We start from the raw sequence: 15,883 nt of genomic DNA on the forward strand, positions 1-15,883 counted from the left end.
TGACCCCCCTCGGCGACCCGCCGCTCTTCCTCGGCTTCCTGCGCGGCGTCGACTTTTTCTGGACGACCCGCGAACTCGCTCTGGAGACCGCCTTCGCGGCTGCGATCCTCCTCGTCGTCTTCTTCGCCCTCGATACCTGGCTCTACCGTCAGGATGGGAACCCGCGCCGCGACCCCACGCCCGACGATGCGCCGCTTCGGCTCCGAGGCGGCCTCAACCTCATCCTCCTCGCGCTCCTCGTCGGCGCGATCGCGCTCTCGGGCGTGTGGCGGCCCGGCACCGGCCTGACCATCGCGGGGGTGCCGCTGGAAACCCAGAACCTCGTGCGGGACGGCGCCATGGTCGCGCTGGCGCTTCTTTCGCTCGCGCTCACGCCGCGACGGAACCGCCTGGATAACGAGTTCAGCTGGCACCCGATCGCCGAGGTCGCGATCATCTTCGCCGGCATCTTCATCTGCCTGATCCCGGTGGCGGCGGCGCTCGCGGCTGGGCCTGAAGGGGCGTTCTCCGGACTGCTCGCGCTCGTGTCGCGCCCGGACGGATCGCCCAATCCGGCCGCCTATTTCTGGCTCACGGGTCTGCTGTCGTCATTCCTGGACAACGCGCCGACCTACATCGTCTTCTTCGAACTGGCTGGTGGCGACCCGGTGCGACTGATGGGGCCGCTCTCCGCGACCCTCGCGGCGATCTCGACCGGGGCCGTGTTCATGGGCGCTAACAGCTATATCGGCAACGCCCCGAACCTCCTCGTCTACGCGATCGCGAAGGAGCGCGGCATCCGCATGCCGAGCTTCGGTGGATACCTGCTCTGGTCGGGCGGGATCCTGCTCCCGCTCTTCGCGCTCGTGACTCTCGTCTTCTTCCGCTGAGCTACATGCCGCCTTGCGTCCGGACCGGTGCGAGACCGCGCTGGCGGAGCAGTGCGTCGGGGGAGGGGAGCCGGCCCCGGAAGGCCCGATAGGCATCCTCGGGATCCCTGAGATCGCCGGCCGAATAGACGTAGTCCTCCAGGCGTCGCGCGGTCTCGGTATCGAAGATGTCGCCGGCCTCCTCGAAGGCCCCGAAGCCGTCGGCATCCAGCACCTCGGACCACATGTAGCTGTAATAGGAGGAGGCGTAGCCGTCGCCCGCGAAGACATGCGCGAAATGCGGCGTGCGATGACGCATCGTCATCGTCTCCGGCATGCCGATGGCCTCGAGCGAGCGCCGCTCGAAGTCGGAGACGTCGATATTGTCGGCCGAGGGCAGGAGGTGGAAGTCGAGGTCGACCAGGGCCGAGGAGACGTATTCGACGGTCGTGAAACCCTGGTTGAACTTCCGCGACGCCAGGATGCGGTCGATCAGCGAATCCGGGATGGGCTCGCCCGTCCTGTGATGCCGGGCGAAACGTGACAGCACGGGGCGTTGCTCGAGCCAATGCTCGAAGAGCTGGGACGGGAATTCGACGAAGTCGCGCGACACGCTGGTCCCGGCGAGCGACGGGTAGGTCACGTTGGACAGAAGCCCGTGCAGGGCGTGGCCGAATTCGTGGAAGAGCGTGCGGGCGTCGTCGAAGGAGAGCAGCGTGGGCATCTCGCCGGAGCCTTGGGCGAAGTTCATGACGTTGACCACGATCGGCCGCACGTCACCGTCGAGCCGCCGCTGCCCGCGGAACCCGCTCATCCAGGCCCCGGATCGCTTCGATGAGCGCGCGAAATAATCGCCGTAGAAGAGGCCGATCGTTGCGCCGTCCCGGTCGGTGACCTCCCAGGCCCGCACGTCCGGATGGTAGCGCGGCACGTCCGCTCGCTCGTTGAAGCCGAGGCCGAAGAGCCGCGAGGCGCAGTCGAACGCAGCCGCGATCATGCCCTCGAGCCCGAGATAGGGCTTCACGGCCGCGGCATCGAGGTCGAAGCGCTCCTTGCGGACGCGCTCCGCGTAGTGGCGCCAATCCCAGGGGGCGATCCGGATCGCGACCCCTTCACGGTCGGCGAGCGCCTGCAGGTCCGCGGCCTCCCGCTCCGCGAGCGCGCGGGCCGGCGACCAGACGGCCCGCAGCAATTCCTGCGCGGCCTCGGGCGTCTTCGCCATCGTGTCGTCGAGCCGGAAATGGGCGAAACTCGGAAATCCGAGCAGCCGGGCACGCTCGGCCCTCAGTTTCACGGTTTCGGCGACGATCTCGCGGTTGTCGGTGTCGCCGCCGCGCTCGCCCCGGCGCGTCCAGGCCCGGAACGCTTGCTCGCGGAGGTGACGACGGGTGGAATATTGCAGGAAGGGCTCGATCGAGGAGCGCGACAGCGTGAGGACGTGGCCCGGAAGGCCACGGTCCTGGGCTGACTGTTTTGCAGCCGCGAGCCAGTAGTCCGGCAGCCCGGCAAGGTCCTCCTCGCTCTCGAGCACGAGCGTGTAATCCTGCTCGTCCGCCAGCACATTCTGTCCGAAGCGCGTGCCCAGGACCGCGAGGCGCTCGCCGATCTCGGCCAGGCGCGCACGGGCCTCGTCCGGCAGGCCGGCGCCCTGGCGGCGGAAGACGCGATGGTAGCGCTCCAGCACACGCCGCTGCTCCGCGTCGAGCCCGATTGCGTCGGCCTCCGCATGCAGCCTGTCGATCCGGCGAAACAGGGCGTCGTCGAGGTAGATGGCGCTCGCATGGCGCGACAGGACCGGCGAAAGCTCGCGCTCGACCGCCTTCAACGCGTCGTTCGTGTCGGCGCCTGTGAGGTTGAAGAAGACCCCCGAGACGCGGTCGAGCACGCGGCCCGCCCGCTCCAGCGCCGCGATCGTGTTCTCGAAGATCGGCTCCTCCGTCGCGTCCCGGATCGCGGCGATCTCGGCCCTGTTCATGGCGAGCGCAGCTTCGAAAGCCGGGGCGAAATGCTCGACCTCGATCGCCGCGAAAGGAGGCGCGCCGAAGGGCGCGTCCCATGGCGCGAGGAGAGGATTGGATGGGGTATGTGTGTCGAGCACGCGGGCCTCGCTTCTCTCAAGCCTCGGGTTTGCACGACGTCCCCTGATCGGCAACCCGCGGGGACCCGGGTCCGATGTCGCGGATGGTTTCCCTTTTGCCGGCCTATCCGCTAGAGCCGACACCTCGCGCCTCCTGTCTGGAAGACCCTCCCTGCATGTATCCGAAGCCGCGTCCCGACCTGCAGCCGAACACCGCGGCCTTCGAGTCGCTGCCGCTCGTGAAGCCGACCGGCTTTCGCGAATACGACGCGCGCTGGTGGTTCGGCCATCCTGGTTCGCCGAAGCCGCCCGAGTTGAACCTCATGGGCGTGCAGGCGCTCGGCATGGGGCTCGCCACGCTGATCGGCCGCATGGGCGTCAAGCGCGAGATCGTGACGGGCCACGACTTCCGGAGCTATTCCTCGGCGATCAAATACGCGCTGATCACCGGCCTCATGGCGGGTGGCTGCAAGGTCCACGACATCGGCCTGGCCATGTCGCCGATGGCCTATTTCGCGCAATTCGCGCTCGACGTCCCGGCGGTCGCGATGGTCACGGCCTCGCATAACGACAATGGCTGGACCGGCGTGAAGATGGGCTCCCAGCGTCCCGTCACTTTCGGGCCGGACGAGATGGGCGCGCTCCGCGACATCGTGCTGGCGGGCGATTTCGATCTTCCGGGCGGTGGCTCCTACGCGTTCATCGCCGACCTTCCGGCTCGCTACATTGCCGATCTCACGACGCGCCCGCAGCTGAAGCGCAAGCTGAAGGTCGTGGCGGCCTGCGGCAACGGCACGGCCGGCGCCTTCGCCCCCCAGATCCTGGCCGCGCTCGGCTGCGAGGTGGTGCCGCTCGATGCCGAGCTCGACCACACCTTCCCGCGCTACAATCCGAATCCCGAGGACATGGAGATGCTCCATGCCATGTCGGTTGCCGTGAAGGAGCACGGGGCGGATGTCGGCCTCGGCTTCGACGGCGACGGCGACCGCTGCGGCGTCGTCGACGAGCATGGCGAGGAGATCTTCGCCGACAAGATCGGCGCCATGCTGGCGCGCGACCTGACCCGCGTGCACGGGCCCTCGCAATTCGTGGTCGACGTGAAATCGACCGGCCTCTTCCTGACCGACCCGGTGCTGCTCGAGCTCGGAGCCAAGACCGATTACTGGAAGACCGGCCATTCCTACATCAAGCGCCGCGTGAAGGACCTGAACGCACTGGCCGGCTTCGAGAAGTCGGGTCACTTCTTCTTCAATGCGCCGGTCGGCCGCGGCTATGACGACGGGCTCGTCACCGCCATCGCGATCCTGGACATGATGGACCGGAGCCCCGGCCAGGGCATGTCGGACCTCTATGCCGCCCTGCCGAAGACCTGGGGCTCGCCGACCATGGCGCCTCATTGCGCCGATGAGGTGAAATACGGGATCGTCGACAAGGTCTTGCGGCGATTCCAAGAGATGAAGGAACGGGGCGACACCATGGCCGGTCAGTCCATCCGCGACCTCATCACCGTCAACGGCGTCCGGGTCGTGTCAGAGGACGGGACTTGGGGGCTTGTGCGAGCCTCGTCGAACAAGCCGGAACTCGTCGTGGTGGTCGAAAGCCCGGTCTCCGAGGCGCGGCTTCGCGAGATGTTTGCGGCGGTGGACCAGATCCTGCGGGAGCATCCCGAGGTCGGCGCCTACAACCAGACGCTCTGACGGCGCCGGAAGACTTCCGCCCGGTCAGGGGCAGGAACTCGGCCCCGTCACCCGGTCGTTGTCGCGCACGGGCCAAGGCGTGCTTTCGTTCAGCCGCTTGCCCGTGGGAGCGAAATACTGCCCGAAAACCGGGACATAGAGGTATTGCGCCTCGGAGAGGATGAAGGACTTGGTCGTGTCCGACTGAAAGCCGGCGGGCACGGCGTAGGGGTCCCCCTTCTTTCGGAGTTTGAGGTCGTTGATGGTCCTCGCGTCGAAGGCACCCTGCGTTTCGTTGCTGGCTTTCTGGGGCAGGTTCTTGGGGCAGCTCCATTCGACAGCGCCGCTGTAGGTCGATCCGCTCTTCGTCACGGCGATCGAGGAGACGACCATTTGCGGAGCAGGCGTATTGTAAGGCCGCATGATCGCGCCTGCCGCTCCGAAGACGATGTTCATCTCGCTCGTCGTGAGGTCGCGCGTCCGTGACGAGAGATCTGCCAGGCTGCGTGTTAGGAGTGTCAGCTTCCGGTCGATATTGACGGCGAGCGTGACCTCGGACAACCCGAAGAACAGGACCACCATAACGGGCAGGATGAGCGCGAATTCGACCGCTGCGACCCCTTCGACGGCACGGGGCCAGAGGATGGCACGACGGGCCAGGGAATGGGCGCGAGCCCGTATTCCGTCGAGGGCGAGGGCGAGCATCAGAGACCTCACGGCGTGTAGGGTTCGGTCTTGAAGGCGGCCGTCGCCATGATGATACGGTTGCCGTTGGTGAGACCCGCCGTCCCGGCGAGCATCTTGACCATGACGGGGTATTCCATTGCCGCCGTCACGAGCGCGATCTGCTTCGCGCCCACGGCCTGGTAGCCGAAGCCGCTCGGGTCGTAGGTCTTCGCCGCGCCCGTCGTCTTGATGGGGGAGGGGGGCGAGTCGGAGAAGCTCGCCGGCCGAATATCAATCGCCACCTTGCTGCAGTCGAACAGAGTGGTGACGTTCGAACACAGATTGTTCTTGAACGTGGTGGCGAGTTCCGCCGACGTCTTGTTCGCGTTCGCAGAATCGGTCTGGAACTGACCCGTGTAGATCTGGCGTGCCGCATTGGCCACGGCGGTCTCGAGGACCTGCGTCGACCAGAACACCATGGCGATCTCCATGATCGCGAACATCAGGAACAGGAACGGAAGTGCCAGGAAGCCGAATTCGACGGCCGTTGCGCCGCTTTCCGATCGCCGGAACGCGGTCAAGATGGAGCGGCGGACGGGTGCGGCTTTCCGCTGTATGGACGTCGTCATCACATTCATCCCGCGAGAGCGGCTCTCCCTTTGGCCTCTCTGCTCCAGCTTTAGCGGCGAATGTTTTCCGGAAAGTTAGACCGATCTTACACGCGGCGCCGTCGAGAGACCGGTCACTTGGACGTGGCGAACTGGTTTCGGGATTCCGCCTGACCGCGATTTTCGCTGAAATAAGTGTTGGCGTCGCCCAGCGCCACGGAGGGCTGGCATTTGGGCGTGCAGGAATAGGATTGCCGCTCGAGACCTCTCTGCACGACGATCACGGCATCGGTCGCGGCCGCCACGCTGACGGTCGATTCGGCCAGCACGTTCCCGGTCGCATCGAGAGCGATCAGGTTCGTGGTCCCATAGCTCTTGCCGGTCACGACCACGATCCCGTTCTTCTGGATCGCCATGTCGGCAATGGCCGGGTTGCCGATCACGACGGTCTGGGTCCGCTCAGGCAGGCGAATGACCTTGGCGCGGTCGACCGTGACCTGCAGGGCGCCCCGTTCGGCAGTCGGACGTGAGCGGGCAATCTCCGGCGACGCGGCAGCGGGGGTTGCAGCCGGTGCGACCACGGCGGGTGGGCTGGCCACCGCCGGCACCTCGCGAACGGCGTCTCGCGCCGAGAGCGCAAACGGCGAGGCGACGAGAGCCATTGAAGCCGCGACTAACGACGTCCCGATGCGGGCCCGCTGACTCATGACGCATCCATCCTGTCCACGCTGTGCGACAGGATCCGACGATTTGGTGAAGGATCGGCTAACAAGCAGGCCCGTGCCGCCCGCAGGCCGGATACCCCCAACCACTTGATGCCAGTTCCCCAGCACTGACTCGGCGGCAGAATAGGATCGAGATCGATGCAGAGCTTATCGATCAAATGTTAACTATCGCGGCGCCGAAGCCCGGCCAAGGTCGTTTCGACGGCCAACTTAACTATGTCGAAACGCGCGTCGCCTAGTTTCAGGGTCGGTTCCGATCGAGCCTGATTGCAGCGCCCGGCGGACTTGACCGAGACCAACCGGGACAGACCAGGAGTACGACAATGGCACATCTCATCAAGCGTTTTGCGAAGGACGAATCCGGCGCGACCGCCATCGAATACGGCATGATCGCTGCCCTCATCGCCGTCGTGATCATCGTCGCACTGCAGACGATCGGCACGAAGCTCAACGCTGCCTTCACCTCCATTGGCGACAAGCTCTAAGCAGCAGTGGATCTGGGACGGCGCCTCAAAGAGGAACCGTCGATTCCGTGACCCCTGGCCCGGCTTTCGCCGGGCCAAAAACATGTAACGATCCGCTCCGTCGGATGCAGGGTTCCAGGCCGATGGTCGAGCTGACCCTCCTCGTCGTATTTCCTTCGCTGATGGCGTATGCGGCCTCCAGCGACCTCCTCACCATGACCATTCCGAACAAGATCGCGATCGCGCTCGTTCTCGCCTTCGGTGTGATGGCGGGGTTGGCCGGGCTGAGCCTTGATGCCCTCGTCATGCATCTGGCAGCCGGGGCGCTCATCCTGGTCGTCACCTTCTCGATGTTCGCTCTGGGCTGGATCGGCGGCGGAGACGCCAAGTTCGCGGCGGCGACCGCGCTCTGGCTCGGCTTCGGCGTTCTGGTCGACTATCTCGTGATCGCGGCCATCGCCGGCGGTGTCCTGACGCTCGGACTTCTCGCGATCCGGCAGCATCCCCTGCCGGCCTTCGCGGCCCGTTGGGGCTGGCTGGCCCATCTCCACGACCACCGGACAGGCGTCCCATACGGGATCGCGCTCGCGGCCGCCGCACTCGCAGTCTATCCCCATTCGGAGTTGTGGCTGACGGCGCTGACACCCTGACCGCAGGCGCCTTCCCGTCCCATTCAGAAACCCGGTTCCTTCCTCTCTGAAGTCGCTGCCGGCACCTTGCCGACTGCAGCGACAAGCAACCGCTCCCGGCTTGCGGGATCGTTTACAAACCTGAACAGATTTGGGTAAATCGATCCTTTCCGAAGCAAGTAACCTGTGAGAGCTGGTTAACCATGTTTTGACCATTGAAGGCACATTGTGGGCGCCGCCGCAGAGCTGTTGCGTCGGAAGTCAGCCATGAAGCCCGCCCGTCTCATCGTCCTCGCTATCGCACTCGGAGCAGCCGGCCTTGCCGCCATGCTCATGATGCAATCGACACCGACCGAAACCGTGGTGGTCGAGAAGGTGGCCCCGGTGAGCACGGTCGACGTTCTCGTCGCCACCTCGGAATTGCCGGTCGGGCAGACCCTGCGGCCAGGCGATCTGCGCTGGCAGTCCTGGCCGAGCGATTACGTGCCGACGGGCTCCATCACCAAGGCGCAGGCGCCCGGCGGCCTCGAGGAATTCACCGGCTCGATCGTGCGACAGGCTTCTTTGGCCGGGGAGCCGGTTCGGCGCGAGAAGCTGGTCAAGGCGAATTCCAACGCCTTCATGTCCGCCATCCTGCCGTCGGGCATGAGGGCGGTCGCGATCTCCATCGATACCCGGGGAGCAACGTCGGCCGGCGGGTTCATCCTGCCGAACGACCGCGTGGACATCCTGCGGACCTACCGCGACGACGAGGCCTCGAAGTCGGGTGGCGTCGATGTGCAGCTGTCCGAAACCATCCTGCCGAACGTTCGGATCCTGGCCATCGGCCAGAACATCCAGGAGCGCAACGGCGAGAAGGTCGTGAGCGGCGAGACCGCGACCCTCGAGGTCACGCCAAGTCAGGCGGAGGCTCTCGCACTGGCACAGAAGACCGGGCAGCTCTCGCTCGCGCTCCGAAGCCTCGCCGATGCCGGCCAGACGGAAATCACCCGGGAAGACAAGTCCGACGGCAGCGTCACCGTGGTCCGCTATGGCGTCTCCCGCCAGAGCGCCCGTCGCTGAACCGTCGACCGATCAAAGAGTGGATCCCATGATGAAACGGTCACGCCCTGCGCTCGCCCGGCATGTCGCGTTGATGATCCCGGCCCTCGCCCTGCTGCCGCCCGCCGCTGGCGCTGCCGAGCCGCGGCTCGGCCTCGGTCAGGCCGGAGCAGGAACCGGCTCTCAGGATGGCACCTCGCGCCGCCTCGATCTCTCGATCGGCCGCTCCGTCTTCATCGACCTCCCCCGGGACGCCAAGGAGGTCTTCGTCGCGAACCCGGCCGTGGCGAACGCGGTCGTGCGCTCCACCCGCAAGATCTTCCTGATCGGCGTCTCGAACGGTGCCACGTCGGTCTTCGTGCTGGACGCCGAGGGCCGGCAGATCACCTCGCTCGAGGTCAATGTCGGACGCGATCTCAACGTCCTGCGTCAGACACTTCGCAGCGCCATCCCGAGCGCCCGTGTCGAGGTCAAGGCTGCAGGGGACTCCATCCTGCTCATCGGCAACGTCGCGAATGCCGGCGATGCGCAGCAGGCCATGGACATCGCCCGCGCCTTCGTCGGGCAGGGAGGCGGCTCAGGCGGCGGTACCGGCGCCTCGGCAGCAGGTGCCGGCGCGGTCGCAAGCGGCGCCGGGTCGGGCGGGGTATCCGGCGCGGTCATCAACGCGATCACGATCAACGGCCGCGACCAGGTCATGGTGAAGGTGACCGTCGTCGAGATGGCCCGCACGGCGCTGAAGCAGCTCGGCGTCAATGTCGGCGGGAACTGGAACGTGCTCGACACCGCCGGACAGTTCGTCAACCCGGCCTCCGGCCTGACCGGATTCGGCTCCGGGCTCCTCGCCAATCTGAACGGTTCTGGCGGGACGACCATCTCGGGTCAGTATGGCAATGCCAACGCGTCGATCGGTGGCACCCTGACGGCCCTCGAACGGGCCGGCGTGTCGCGGGTCCTGGCCGAGCCGACGCTGGTCGCGATCTCGGGGGAATCCGCGAGCTTCCTGGCGGGCGGCGAAATCCCGATCGTCATCAACTCCTGCGCCGGCGGAACGGGCGGGTCGAGCGGCGTCTGCACCCCGACCGTTACCTACAAGCCCTACGGCGTGTCGCTCGCCTTCACGCCGATCGTGCTCTCCGAAGGCCGCATCAGCCTTCGGGTCGCGACCGAGGTGAGCGAGATCGATCGCGACAACCAGGACGCGGTGACCCGCTCGCCCGGTTTCCGCACTCGGAAACAGACCACGACCGTCGAATTGCCCTCCGGCGGCACGATGGTGACGGCCGGTCTCATCAGCTCGCAATCGAACCAGTCGATCCAGGGCGTCCCGGGCCTCATCAACCTGCCGATCCTGGGCGCATTGTTCCGGTCGCGCGACTTCCAGCGTCGCGACAGCGAGCTGATGATCATGGTCACGCCCTTCATCGCCAAGCCCATGGAAAGCGCCCAGGCCGTTCGGCCCGACGACGGCTTCCAGGACGCGACCGACCCCCAGGCCATCCTGCTCGGACGGTTGAACAAGCTCTACGGCGTCGCCGGCCCCGGCGGCGGGAGGGGGCTTTCGGGCCGCTTCGGCTTCATCACGGACTGACTCGCGCAACCTGACGCCGAGCCGCGGCCATCACGGCCGACGGCCGACGGAGGACCTCATGCCGTTCCCTCACCCGATTGCCTCGACCTCTCGCTTCCGCTCCTTGAGCCTAGCCCTTCTCGCGGCAACGCTGCCGGCCCTCGCGGGCTGTCAGACCCGCCAGGAGATCACGGGTTCGCTCTACCCCTCGGATTTCCGCGACCGTCATCCGATCATGCTGACGGACGGGTCGCGCGTGCTCGACGTCTTCGTCGAGGGCTCCCGAGGGCTGGTCGCCCGGGGACGCCAGGACGTCTCGGATTACATGGCGGAATACCGCCGATACGGCTCCGGCGTGATGATCGCGCAGGTGCCGACGGGCCACGGCACGAATCCGAACACGCGCGAGGCGCTCCAGCAGATCCGGCAATCCGCCGGAGGCCGGCTGTCCGTGCAATCCTACCATCCGAACGATCCGGCGGTCGCCTCGCCGATCCGCCTCACCTTCCGCCGGCTCCAGGCCAAGGTCGCCTCGAAATGCGGCTTGTGGCCCGATGATCTGGGCGTGAGCGATGGGGAGCGCAGCGCCAAGAACGAGCAATACTGGAATTTCGGCTGCGCCCATCAGGCGAACTTCGCCTCTCAGGTGGCCGATCCCGTCGATCTCGTTCGCGGCAGGCACGAGACGCCGCCGGATACGGGACGCCGGATGTATAATTTCGGGCAGATCCGACAGGGGCAGGACCCCTCCACGAACTGGAAGCAGCAGCAGATGTCCGTGAGTTCGGGCGTCTCGCAATAGCGCCCGAAACCGGGATGGAGTTGACCGTCATGTCCGACGCCACCGAGACGCAGGGCTCGTTGATCGCGCCCTTGCCGCGGGTCACGCTGCAGGCCTTTTGCGAGACTGCCGCGATCGCCGAGACGATCGACGCGGCGGCCGCGGACCGGCGCATGCAGAAGGCGCATGTGAAGGTCCATATGGGCGGTGGGCCGGCGGCGGTCGAGGCGTTCCGGCAGGCGCCGACGCCGAACGTGGTCGTACTCGAATTCCAGAGCGAGCGCACCGGCATCCTGGCCTCGCTCGATCAGCTCGCCGCGGTCTGCGATGCCGGCACGAGGGTCCTCGTGATCGGCCACGTCAACGACGTCCTCCTCTACCGCGAGATGGTTCGCCGCGGCGTCAGCGAATATCTCATCGCGCCGATCTCGACGCTCGACTTCGTCCGGGCGACCTCCGAGCTCTTCACGACACCCGGCTCCGAGCCGCTCGGACGCACGCTCGCGGTCCTGGGCGCCAAGGGCGGGGTCGGGGCCTCGACGATCGCGCATAATATCGGCTGGGCGATCGCCCGGAACCAGCAGACCCAGACCGTGATCGCGGATCTCGACATCGCGTTCGGAACGGCTGGGCTCGATTTCAACCAGGACCCGCCTCAGGGCATCGCGGAGGCGATCTTCGCGCCCGACCGGCTCGACGCCAATCTCGTCGACCGGCTTCTGTCGAAATGCTCCGACAACCTGTCCCTCCTCGCGGCACCCGCGATGCTGGAGCGGACCACCGACCTCACCGAGACCGCGCTCGACGGCCTGATCGACATCCTGCGGGCCTCGGTGCCGACCATCGTGCTCGACGTCCCTCATGTCTGGACGGCCTGGTCGCGCCGGTTGGTCGCGTCGTCGGACGAGATCCTCATCGTGTCGACGCCGGATCTCGCCTCGCTCCGCAACACGAAGAACCTGTTCGACAACCTGAAGGCGACCCGGCCGAACGACGCGAGGCCGCGGGTCGTGCTGAACCAGACCGGGATGCCGAAGCGGCCCGAGATCGCGGCCGGCGAATTCGCCAAGGCGATCGGGACCGATCTCGCCGCCATCCTGACCCACGAGCCCGCGCTCTTCGGGACGGCGGCGAATAACGGCCAAATGATTGCCGAGGTGCAGCCGAATTCGAAACACGCCGAGGTCTTCGCGATGCTGGGCGCCGCAATCACCGGGCGGGCCGAGCAGAAGCGGGTCCGGCCCGGCCTCTTCGATCCCATCCTCTCCAAGCTCTCCCGCCGCAAGGCGTCCTGAGCCCGGCCGGAATCCTCCTCATGTTCGGCAAACGCACAGCCTCGGGTCAGCCCGCGCCGGCTCCGGCCATCGGAACGGGCCCGCGCGACGCGGCTTCTCCCACGATGCCCATCCCGGTTCTGGCGGAGCCCGAACTGGGTCCACGGCGGATCGAGCCCGGCCCGGAACTCGTCGTCACGCCTCCGCCCGAGCGCCGGAAGTCCGACGAATACTACCAGACGAAGAGCATGATCTTCGGCGCGCTGATCGAGGCCATCGATCTGTCGCAGCTGTCGCGCCTCGATGCGGAATCCGCCCGCGACGAGATCCGCGACATCGTCAACGAGATCATCGCGCTGAAGAACGTGGTGATGTCGATCGCCGAGCAGGAGGAATTGCTCGACGACATCTGCAACGACGTGCTCGGCTACGGCCCCCTCGAGCCGTTGCTGGCGCGCGACGACATCGCCGACATCATGGTCAATGGCGCCGGCAAGACCTATATCGAAGTCGCCGGCAAGATCACGCTGACGAATGTCCGCTTTCGCGACAATCAGCAGCTGATGAATATCTGCCAGCGGATCGTCAGCCAGGTCGGCCGGCGGGTCGACGAGGCCTCCCCGATCTGCGACGCCCGCCTGCCCGACGGCTCCCGCGTGAACGTCATTGCGCCGCCGCTCGCGATCGACGGACCCTCCCTCACCATCCGGAAGTTCAAGAAGGACAAGCTCACCCTCGATCAGCTCGTCCGCTTCGGCGCGATCTCGCCGGAGGGCGCGAGGGTGCTGGAGATCATCGGCAAGGTCCGGTGCAACGTCGTCATCTCCGGCGGCACGGGTTCGGGCAAGACGACCCTGCTCAATTGCCTGACAAACTATATCGAGCGCGACGAGCGGGTGATCACCTGCGAGGACGCGGCCGAATTGCAGCTGCAGCAGCCTCATGTCGTGCGGCTCGAGACGCGGCCGCCGAACCTCGAAGGCCAGGGCCAGGTCACGATGCGCGACCTCGTCCGCAACTGCCTCCGCATGCGGCCGGAGCGGATCATCGTCGGCGAGGTCCGCGGCCCGGAGGCGTTCGACCTCCTCCAGGCGATGAATACCGGTCATGACGGCTCGATGGGGACGGTCCACTCGAACTCTCCCCGCGAATGCCTGTCCCGTATGGAATCGCTGATCACCATGGGCGGCTTCTCGCTACCGTCCCGCACCATCAAGGAGATGATCGCGACGTCCATCGACGTCGTCATCCAGGCCGCCCGCCTTCGCGACGGCTCCCGCCGCATCACGCATATCACCGAGGTGATCGGCATGGAGGGCGACGTCATCACGACCCAGGACGTGATCACCTACGACATCACCGGCGAGGATGCCTCCGGTCGCCTGACGGGCCGCCATCGCTCGAGCGGGATCGGCCGGCCGCGCTTCTGGGAACGGGCCCGCTATTACGGCGAGGAAGGCCGTCTCGCTGCCGCTCTCGACGCCATGGAAGTAGCGGAGAAGGACCGGGCGGCATGACCATGGCGCCCGCCCGGCGAGGTGACCGGACATGAATACCAGCATGCTGGCCGCCGTGATCCTCGCGGCCGCTGCCGCGGGGGGTGTCGCCTACGTCTTTCTCTATCCTCTCCTCTCGGGCAGCGCTCGCGCGGAAAAGCGTCAGAAGATGCTCGTCGGCTCGGAGAAACCCGACCGTCGCACCGACAAGTCCACCGGCGTCAACCGCCGCGATCAGGTCGCCCAGAGCCTGAAGGATGTCGAGAAGCGCGAGAAGGCCCGAAACAAGGTCACGCTCGAGCAGCGCCTGGCACATGCCGGCCTGTCCTGGACGAAGAAGAAGTTCGTCACGGTGAGCATCGCGTCGGGCGCTGCGCTCGGCCTGTTGCTGTATGTGTTCACCGGCGAGCCGATCGCAGGCCTCGGCGGTCTCTTCGTCGGCGGATTCGGCCTGCCGCGCTGGGTGCTGGGCTACCGCAAGAAGAAGCGCATCAACCGCTACCTCGAGGAATTGCCGAACGCCATGGACGTGATCGTCCGCGGCATCCGGTCGGGCCTGCCTCTGAACGATTGCCTGCGCGTGATCGCGAACGAGGCGCAGGAACCCGTGCGGACGGAGTTCCGCTACGTCGTCGAGCAACAGGCGATGGGCATACCGATTTCCGAAGCCGTGATGAAGCTCTACGAGCGCGTGCCCGTCGCGGAATCGAACTTCTTCGGGATCGTGATCGGCATCCAGTCGAAGGCGGGCGGCAACCTGTCGGAGACGCTCGGAAATCTCTCCCGGGTGCTCCGCGAGCGCAAGAGGATGAAGAGCAAGGTGCAGTCGATGAGCCAGGAGGCCAAGGCCTCCGCCGCCATCATCGCCGCCTTGCCTTTCGTCGTCGCCATCATGACCTACATCACCAGTCCGAATTACATCGAGCTTCTCTGGCTCACCACGGCCGGCAAGATCGCGCTCGTGCTGTCGGCGCTTTGGATGACCATCGGCATCGCCGTGATGCGCAAGATGATCAATTTCGATTTCTGAGGGGCGGCCAGCGCATGTACCAGCTCCTCCTGAAACTCGCCGAACCGCAATTCGTGGCCGCGCTCCTCGCGGCCTTCGCGGCGGGTGCAACCGTCATCACCCTCGCTCTGCCGCTCGTCGAGGGCGACAGCCTCGCCCGGCGCATGAAGGCCGTCGCGGTCGAGCGTGAACGGATCAGGGCGCGGGAACGCGAGCGGATGACGAAGGCTCAAGGCCAGAAGGTCGTCCTGCGGCAGGCACCCAGAGCCTACATGAAGCAGATCGTCGACCGTTTCAAACTCGGCGACTGGCTCGGGACCGAAACGGCGCGGGCGAACCTGACCATGGCCGGGTTCCGGGGGCCTCAGGCCGAGGTCACCTTCCTGTTCTTCCGTCTGGTCCTGCCCATCGCCTTCCTGCTCGCCTCGGCCTTCTATCTCTTCGTCGTGAACGATTTCGGGCAGCCCACCATGATCAGGGCCGGCATGATCATCGGCGCGACGTTTTTCGGCATGAAGTCCCCGGAAATCTTCCTGAAGAACGTGACCACAAAGCGCCAGCTCTCGATCCGGCGCGCCTGGCCGGATTCGCTTGATCTTCTCCTCATCTGCGTTGAAGCCGGCATGTCGATCGAGCAAGCCTTCAGGCGCGTGAGCCAGGAGGTCGGCTCGCAATCCGTCGCACTCGCCGAGGAGCTTACGCTGACGACGGCCGAACTCTCCTATCTCCAGGAGCGTCGGCAGGCCTATGACAACCTCGCCAGCCGGACCGGGCTGGACGGCGTCAAGGCGGTCACGACGGCGCTGATCCAGGCGGAACGTTACGGCACGCCCCTCGGCACGGCGCTCCGGGTCCTCTCGCAGGAGAGCCGGGATCAGCGCATGGCGGAGGCCGAGAAGAAGGCGGCTGGCCTGCCTCCGAAACTGACCGTGCCGATGATCCTGTTCTTCCTGCCCGTCCTCTTCGTCGTCATCATGACCCCGGCGCTGATCCAGGTCTTCGCGCTGAAATAGGGCGCC

The 15,883-nt window shown here is 66.2% G+C and carries 15 protein-coding genes; 11 read left to right on the forward strand and 4 right to left on the reverse strand.

Annotated features, from left to right (window positions below):
- A partial coding sequence (locus ACFE87_RS21680) for a sodium:proton antiporter (protein WP_375461743.1) occupies positions 1 to 869 on the forward strand: 869 nt, incomplete at its 5' end.
- 1 nt (position 870) lies between these two features.
- Here the strand turns inward: ACFE87_RS21680 and ACFE87_RS21685 are convergent.
- Positions 871 to 2,946, reverse strand: a complete 2,076-nt coding sequence (locus ACFE87_RS21685) for a M3 family metallopeptidase (RefSeq protein WP_375461744.1) — start codon at positions 2,944 to 2,946, stop codon at positions 871 to 873.
- Positions 2,947 to 3,101: 155 nt separating this feature from the next.
- On the opposite strand from ACFE87_RS21685, the gene ACFE87_RS21690 reads away from it, so the two are divergent.
- Positions 3,102 to 4,622, forward strand: a complete 1,521-nt coding sequence (locus ACFE87_RS21690) for a phosphomannomutase/phosphoglucomutase (RefSeq protein ID WP_375461745.1) — start codon at positions 3,102 to 3,104, stop codon at positions 4,620 to 4,622.
- A 24-nt stretch (positions 4,623 to 4,646) separates the two neighbouring features.
- Here the strand turns inward: ACFE87_RS21690 and ACFE87_RS21695 are convergent, their stop codons facing one another.
- The 3 genes from ACFE87_RS21695 to ACFE87_RS21705 all read right to left on the reverse strand — a co-directional run bounded on the left by ACFE87_RS21695 (position 4,647) and on the right by ACFE87_RS21705 (position 6,474).
- Positions 4,647 to 5,306, reverse strand: a complete 660-nt coding sequence (locus ACFE87_RS21695; protein ID WP_375461746.1) for a TadE/TadG family type IV pilus assembly protein — start codon at positions 5,304 to 5,306, stop codon at positions 4,647 to 4,649.
- An 8-nt stretch (positions 5,307 to 5,314) separates the two neighbouring features.
- Positions 5,315 to 5,896 (reverse strand): TadE/TadG family type IV pilus assembly protein, encoded by a 582-nt coding sequence (locus ACFE87_RS21700; protein WP_375461747.1) that lies wholly within the window; start codon positions 5,894 to 5,896, stop codon positions 5,315 to 5,317.
- A gap of 113 nt (positions 5,897 to 6,009) precedes the next feature.
- Positions 6,010 to 6,474: a pilus assembly protein N-terminal domain-containing protein gene (locus ACFE87_RS21705; RefSeq protein ID WP_375461748.1), complete on the reverse strand. Its 465-nt coding sequence runs from the start codon at positions 6,472 to 6,474 to the stop codon at positions 6,010 to 6,012.
- Positions 6,475 to 6,923: 449 nt separating this feature from the next.
- On the opposite strand from ACFE87_RS21705, the gene ACFE87_RS21710 reads away from it, so the two are divergent.
- From ACFE87_RS21710 to ACFE87_RS21750, 9 genes are all read left to right on the forward strand, one after another.
- The gene (locus tag ACFE87_RS21710) at positions 6,924 to 7,085 is read left to right on the forward strand and encodes a Flp family type IVb pilin (protein ID WP_375461749.1); all 162 of its coding nucleotides are present in this window, start codon (positions 6,924 to 6,926) and stop codon (positions 7,083 to 7,085) included.
- 122 nt (positions 7,086 to 7,207) lie between these two features.
- Positions 7,208 to 7,714 (forward strand): prepilin peptidase, encoded by a 507-nt coding sequence (locus ACFE87_RS21715; protein ID WP_375461750.1) that lies wholly within the window; start codon positions 7,208 to 7,210, stop codon positions 7,712 to 7,714.
- A 246-nt stretch (positions 7,715 to 7,960) separates the two neighbouring features.
- On the forward strand, positions 7,961 to 8,755 hold the full coding sequence (gene cpaB, locus ACFE87_RS21720) for a Flp pilus assembly protein CpaB (RefSeq protein WP_375461751.1): 795 nt from the start codon (positions 7,961 to 7,963) through the stop codon (positions 8,753 to 8,755).
- A gap of 28 nt (positions 8,756 to 8,783) precedes the next feature.
- The gene (locus ACFE87_RS21725) at positions 8,784 to 10,325 is read left to right on the forward strand and encodes a type II and III secretion system protein family protein (RefSeq protein ID WP_375461752.1); all 1,542 of its coding nucleotides are present in this window, start codon (positions 8,784 to 8,786) and stop codon (positions 10,323 to 10,325) included.
- Positions 10,326 to 10,383: 58 nt separating this feature from the next.
- Positions 10,384 to 11,106, forward strand: coding sequence for a CpaD family pilus assembly protein (locus ACFE87_RS21730; RefSeq protein ID WP_375461753.1), 723 nt, complete (start codon positions 10,384 to 10,386; stop codon positions 11,104 to 11,106).
- A 29-nt stretch (positions 11,107 to 11,135) separates the two neighbouring features.
- Complete coding sequence (locus ACFE87_RS21735) at positions 11,136 to 12,380, forward strand: CpaE family protein (RefSeq protein ID WP_375461754.1); 1,245 nt, start codon at positions 11,136 to 11,138, stop codon at positions 12,378 to 12,380.
- 20 nt (positions 12,381 to 12,400) lie between these two features.
- The gene (locus ACFE87_RS21740; RefSeq protein WP_375461755.1) at positions 12,401 to 13,876 is read left to right on the forward strand and encodes a CpaF family protein; all 1,476 of its coding nucleotides are present in this window, start codon (positions 12,401 to 12,403) and stop codon (positions 13,874 to 13,876) included.
- A 31-nt stretch (positions 13,877 to 13,907) separates the two neighbouring features.
- The gene (locus tag ACFE87_RS21745) at positions 13,908 to 14,885 is read left to right on the forward strand and encodes a type II secretion system F family protein (RefSeq protein ID WP_375461756.1); all 978 of its coding nucleotides are present in this window, start codon (positions 13,908 to 13,910) and stop codon (positions 14,883 to 14,885) included.
- Between the two features lie 14 nt (positions 14,886 to 14,899).
- Positions 14,900 to 15,877, forward strand: a complete 978-nt coding sequence (locus tag ACFE87_RS21750; RefSeq protein WP_375461757.1) for a type II secretion system F family protein — start codon at positions 14,900 to 14,902, stop codon at positions 15,875 to 15,877.
- The last annotated feature ends 6 nt before the right edge of the window (positions 15,878 to 15,883 follow it).

It is taken from the genome of uncultured Enterovirga sp. (genome assembly GCF_964242715.1).
Taxonomy (GTDB): Bacteria; Pseudomonadota; Alphaproteobacteria; order Rhizobiales; family Beijerinckiaceae; genus Enterovirga.